Source organism: Mycobacterium sp. P4_H6 (assembly GCF_056400845.1).
Map to the genome: position 1 here is coordinate 1 of NZ_JBFUKN010000162.1, position 4,926 is coordinate 4,926.

Annotated in this window: 3 protein-coding genes and 1 pseudogene; 2 read left to right on the plus strand and 2 right to left on the minus strand. The window is 65.9% G+C overall.

From position 1 onward, the window contains the following. Positions 1 to 720 (minus strand): annotated as a pseudogene (locus tag AC1DTF_RS32075) (NlpC/P60 family peptidoglycan endopeptidase RipA); the annotation flags it as partial. A gap of 214 nt (positions 721 to 934) precedes the next feature. Then, positions 935 to 1,468 carry an Rv1476 family membrane protein gene (locus AC1DTF_RS32080; RefSeq protein WP_477476998.1) on the minus strand — a complete coding sequence of 178 codons (534 nt, stop codon included), beginning with the start codon at positions 1,466 to 1,468 and terminating at the stop codon, positions 935 to 937. 238 nt (positions 1,469 to 1,706) lie between these two features. Here AC1DTF_RS32080 and acnA point away from each other — a divergent pair, with 238 nt between their 5' ends. Both acnA and AC1DTF_RS32090 read left to right on the plus strand, forming a co-directional pair. Continuing rightward, a complete protein-coding gene (gene acnA, locus AC1DTF_RS32085) occupies positions 1,707 to 4,523 on the plus strand; it encodes an aconitate hydratase AcnA (RefSeq protein ID WP_477476999.1) in 2,817 nt (938 codons plus the stop codon). Between the two features lie 41 nt (positions 4,524 to 4,564). Then, a partial coding sequence (locus AC1DTF_RS32090) for a helix-turn-helix domain-containing protein (RefSeq protein WP_477477000.1) occupies positions 4,565 to 4,926 on the plus strand: 362 nt, incomplete at its 3' end.

Genomic DNA, 4,926 nt, shown 5'->3' on the forward strand with positions numbered 1-4,926 from the left:
GGCCGGACGCGCGGCGGCCAGTTTCGCCTGTGCCGCGCTGCGTTCGGCGCTCAGCCGGTCCAGCTCGGCCTGCTGCGAACCGAAGACCTTCTGCGCCTCGGTCAGGCTGGCCACCGCGGCGTCCTGGCTCGATTGCGCGGCGGCAGCGGCGTTGTCGGCGTCCTGCTTGGCCAGCCGGGCCGCGGACTCCCGGTTGACCTGATCGGTGCGGGCCCGCTGCAGATCGGACATCACCTGCTGCGAGYTGATGGCCATCGCCTGACCGGCCGCCGCCGTGCGCAGCGCGTCGGCCGGGTCGCTGGCGGTGAGGTAGGAGGCGGCGGGCCCGTTGACGTACGCGGCGACCGCGTAGGTGTCGAACCGCTTCTGCGCGTCGGCAATTGCCGCATTGGCATCGGCCACGCTGCGCTGGCTCGCGTCGACCTGCTGCTGTGCCGCGAGCGCGGCGTCGCGGGCGTCCTGCACCCCGACAAGCGCCTTGTTGACGCTCTCCTGCTGGCTCTGCACGGAGGCGCCCAGGTCCTGCAGTCGCTGGTTGGCATCGGCCACGGCGGCGACGAGGGCGGCCACGCCCTCGGGACCGACCGGCTCGGCGATCGCGACAGGCCCGGTGATCGGGCCGTTCGGGACAACGCTCGCGAACAGGATCCCCAACGACAACGGGACCGCGCAGACTCGCCCGTAATTCCGGGAGGCGGAGGCGCCAGGGGTGCGTCTCATTCGACTCAAGTCTCCTAGGGCTCAACGCGAACGGTGTTGGCACAACATCACTTGCGTGCCATGAGTCACAGGAATCACACCTGCATCACGAGCACTGTTTGCACCGTACGTCACATCACGCGCTAAAGAAACTTTAGTAACAAATTACATGAATGTAATTGAATCGAGCGTTATCGAATGGTGATATTCGAATTCGCGATCAAATGTTCGACGATTAGTCGGCGGGCACGGCGGGAGGCACGTCAGCAACGGCTCGCTTGGCAYGAACCTGCAGCATGCGTGTGAATACCGCCGCCACCGCAACGCCGAGAACAACCACGATGGTAAACGGCATCCAGGGAAAGTCGGGGCTCTGCAACTCCGCCACGAAATTCATCGACGATTGCACCGGATCCCCGGTTTTCGCCAGATCCTGACCGGCCTCCAGCGTGACCCGGTCAAATACCGGACTGAAGGTCCCCGCATAGGACGGACTGACGGCCAGCACCGTCGATCCCGGGTAGGCCGTACCCACCTCGGTGGCGATGTCGCGCAGCGGAGTGTCGATGGGCGGGTTGGTCTCGACGACGACGATCTTCAGGTCGATGCCGTCCTGGCCGGCCTCGGCGACCACCTGCCGCAGAGCGGCGATATCGGTACCCGCGGGCGCACTCACTCCGCCATCGCCGACCTGCGCCTCGACCACGGTCATGTCCACGTCGGGCGGAATGTAGCCCGGCAGGTGCGGGAGTTCGTGCGGTCCGGTCACACAGGCACCGTACCGTCGCCCCAACCGCAGGGCCGCACCCGACTCACGGGTCGTCACCGCGAAGTGATTCCGGCGTGATCTACGTGCACATCCCACGATCTGGCCATCCGGGTCGCACCGGGCGGGCAACTGGAGAAGACTGGACCCGACCCGCAGCGCCTTGCAGGACAAGCGTACTGTTAGGATCATTGACGCCGTCGACACAGCCCGTCGCGGCAAGATCTAGCCGGGAGTTGATGTGAGCAGCACAGATTCGGTCAATTCGTTTGGAGCCCGCGACACGCTGACCGTCGGGGACAACAGTTATGAGATCTACCGCCTCGACGCGGTCCCCGGAACCGAGAAACTTCCCTACAGCCTCAAGGTGCTGGCCGAGAACCTGCTTCGCACCGAAGATGGCGCCAACATCACCAAGGAACACATCGAGGCGATCGCCAACTGGGATCCCTCCGCCGATCCGAGCATCGAGATCCAGTTCACCCCGGCCCGTGTGGTGATGCAGGACTTCACCGGCGTGCCCTGCGTCGTCGACCTGGCCACCATGCGTGAGGCCGTCGCCGCACTCGGCGGCGACCCGGACAAGGTGAACCCGCTGTCACCCGCCGAACTCGTGATCGACCACTCGGTGATCCTGGACGTATTCGGCAACGCCGGTGCCTTCGAGCGCAACGTCGAACTCGAATACGAGCGCAACGGTGAGCGCTACCAGTTCCTGCGTTGGGGCCAGGGTGCTTTCGATGACTTCAAGGTCGTGCCGCCCGGCACCGGCATCGTGCACCAGGTCAACATCGAGTACCTGGCGCCGACCGTCATGGTCCGCAACGGCAAGGCCTACCCGGACACCTGCGTCGGCACCGACAGCCACACCACCATGGTCAACGGCCTGGGCGTGCTGGGCTGGGGCGTCGGCGGCATCGAGGCCGAGGCCGCCATGCTCGGCCAGCCCGTCTCGATGCTCATCCCCCGCGTGGTCGGTTTCAAACTGACCGGCGAGATCAAGCCCGGCGTGACCGCCACCGACGTGGTGCTGACCGCCACCGACATGCTGCGCAAGCACGGCGTCGTCGGCAAGTTCGTCGAGTTCTACGGCAAGGGTGTGGCCGAGGTGCCGCTGGCCAACCGCGCCACCCTGGGCAACATGAGCCCCGAATTCGGTTCCACCGCAGCCATTTTCCCGATCGACGAAGAGACGATCAAGTACCTGCGACTCACCGGCCGCAGCGATGAGCAGCTCGCGCTGGTCGAGGCCTATGCCAAGGAGCAGGGCATGTGGCACGACCCGGAGAAGGAGCCCGTCTTCTCCGAGTACATCGAACTGGACCTGTCCACCGTGGTGCCGTCCATCTCGGGCCCCAAGCGCCCGCAGGACCGCATCGAGCTCACCGACGCCAAGACCGCGTTCCGCAAGGACATCCACAACTACGTCGAAGAGAACTACCCCACCCCCGAGTCCAAGCTGGACGAGGCGGTCGACGAGTCCTTCCCCGCCAGCGACTCGGTGTCACTGTCTTTCGCCGACGACGGTGCCGTCGATGCGCGGCCGTCCGCTGCCAACGGCAGCGAGGGCCGGCCGTCCAAGCCGGTGCAGGTGAGTTCCGCCGAGCGCGGTGACTTCGTCCTCGACCACGGCGCCGTCGTCGTCGCGGGCATCACGTCCTGCACCAACACCTCGAACCCCACCGTCATGATCGGCGCCGCGCTGCTGGCCAAGAAGGCCGTCGAGAAGGGTCTGACCTCCAAGCCGTGGGTGAAGACCAACATGGCGCCCGGCTCGCAGGTCGTCACCGACTACTACAACAAGGCCGGCCTGTGGCCGTACCTGGAGAAGCTCGGTTACTTCCTCGGTGGCTACGGCTGCACCACCTGCATCGGCAACACCGGCCCGCTGCCCGATGAGATCTCGGCGGCGATCAACGAGAACGACCTGTCGGTCACCGCGGTGCTCTCGGGCAACCGCAACTTCGAGGGCCGCATCTCCCCCGACGTGAAGATGAACTACCTGGCCTCGCCGCCACTGGTCATCGCCTACGGCATCGCCGGCACCATGGACTTCGACTTCGAGGCCGATCCGCTGGGCACCGATCACGACGGTAACGACGTCTTCCTCAAGGACATCTGGCCGACCGCCGCCGAGATCGAGGAGACCATCGCCTCCTCGATCGACCGGAAGATGTTCGTCGACAGCTACGCCGATGTCTTCAAGGGTGACGAGCGCTGGCGTTCGCTGCCGACACCGGAGGGCAACACCTTCGAGTGGGACGACAAGTCCACCTACGTGCGCAAGCCTCCCTACTTCGACGGCATGCCCGCCGACCCGGAGCCGGTCAACGACATCACCGGCGCCAGAGTGCTTGCCCTGCTGGGTGACTCGGTGACCACCGACCACATCAGCCCGGCCGGTGCCATCAAGCCGGGCACCCCGGCGGCACAGTACCTGGACTCGCACGGCGTGGAGCGCAAGGACTACAACTCACTGGGCTCACGCCGCGGCAACCACGAGGTGATGATCCGCGGCACCTTCGCCAACATCCGGCTGAAGAATCAGCTGCTCGATGATGTGTCGGGCGGCTACACCCGCGACTTCACCCAGGAGGGTGGCCCGCAGGCGTTCATCTACGACGCGTCGGAGAACTACCAGGCCGCGGGCATCCCGCTGGTGGTGCTGGGCGGCAAGGAGTACGGATCGGGTTCCTCGCGGGACTGGGCGGCCAAGGGCACCAGCCTGCTGGGTGTGCGTGCGGTGATCACCGAATCCTTCGAGCGCATCCACCGGTCGAACCTGATCGGTATGGGCGTCATCCCGCTGCAGTTCCCCGCCGGCGAGTCGGCGGCCTCGCTGAAGCTGGACGGCACCGAGACCTTCGACATCGCCGGTATCACCGCGCTCAACGAGGGCAAGACGCCGAAGACGGTCAAGGTGACCGCCACGAAGGAAGACGGCAGCAAGGTGGAGTTCGACGCCGTGGTGCGCATCGACACCCCCGGCGAGGCGGACTACTACCGCAACGGCGGCATCCTGCAGTACGTGCTGCGCAACATGCTCAAAGCGAACTAGGCAAAAGGCAGGACTCGGGACATAAGGGCAACGGGTACACCGTGCCACGGGTAACCGACGACCATCTGGCCGCGCGCCGCCGCCAGATCCTCGACGGCGCCCGGCGCTGCTTCGCCGAGTACGGATACGAGAAGGCGACCGTGCGGCGGCTCGAACACACCATCGGGCTGTCGCGCGGCGCCATCTTCCATCACTTCCGTGACAAGGACACGCTGTTCTTCGAACTGGCCCGCGAGGATGCCGAGCGGATGGCGGACGTCGCCGCCCGCGAAGGTCTGATCCAGGTGATGCGTGACCTGCTGGCCGCGCCCGACCAGTTCGACTGGTTGGTCACGCGGCTGGAAATCGCCCGCAAACTGCGCAATGACCCTGCGTTCCATCAGGGTTGGGCGGAGCGTTCGGC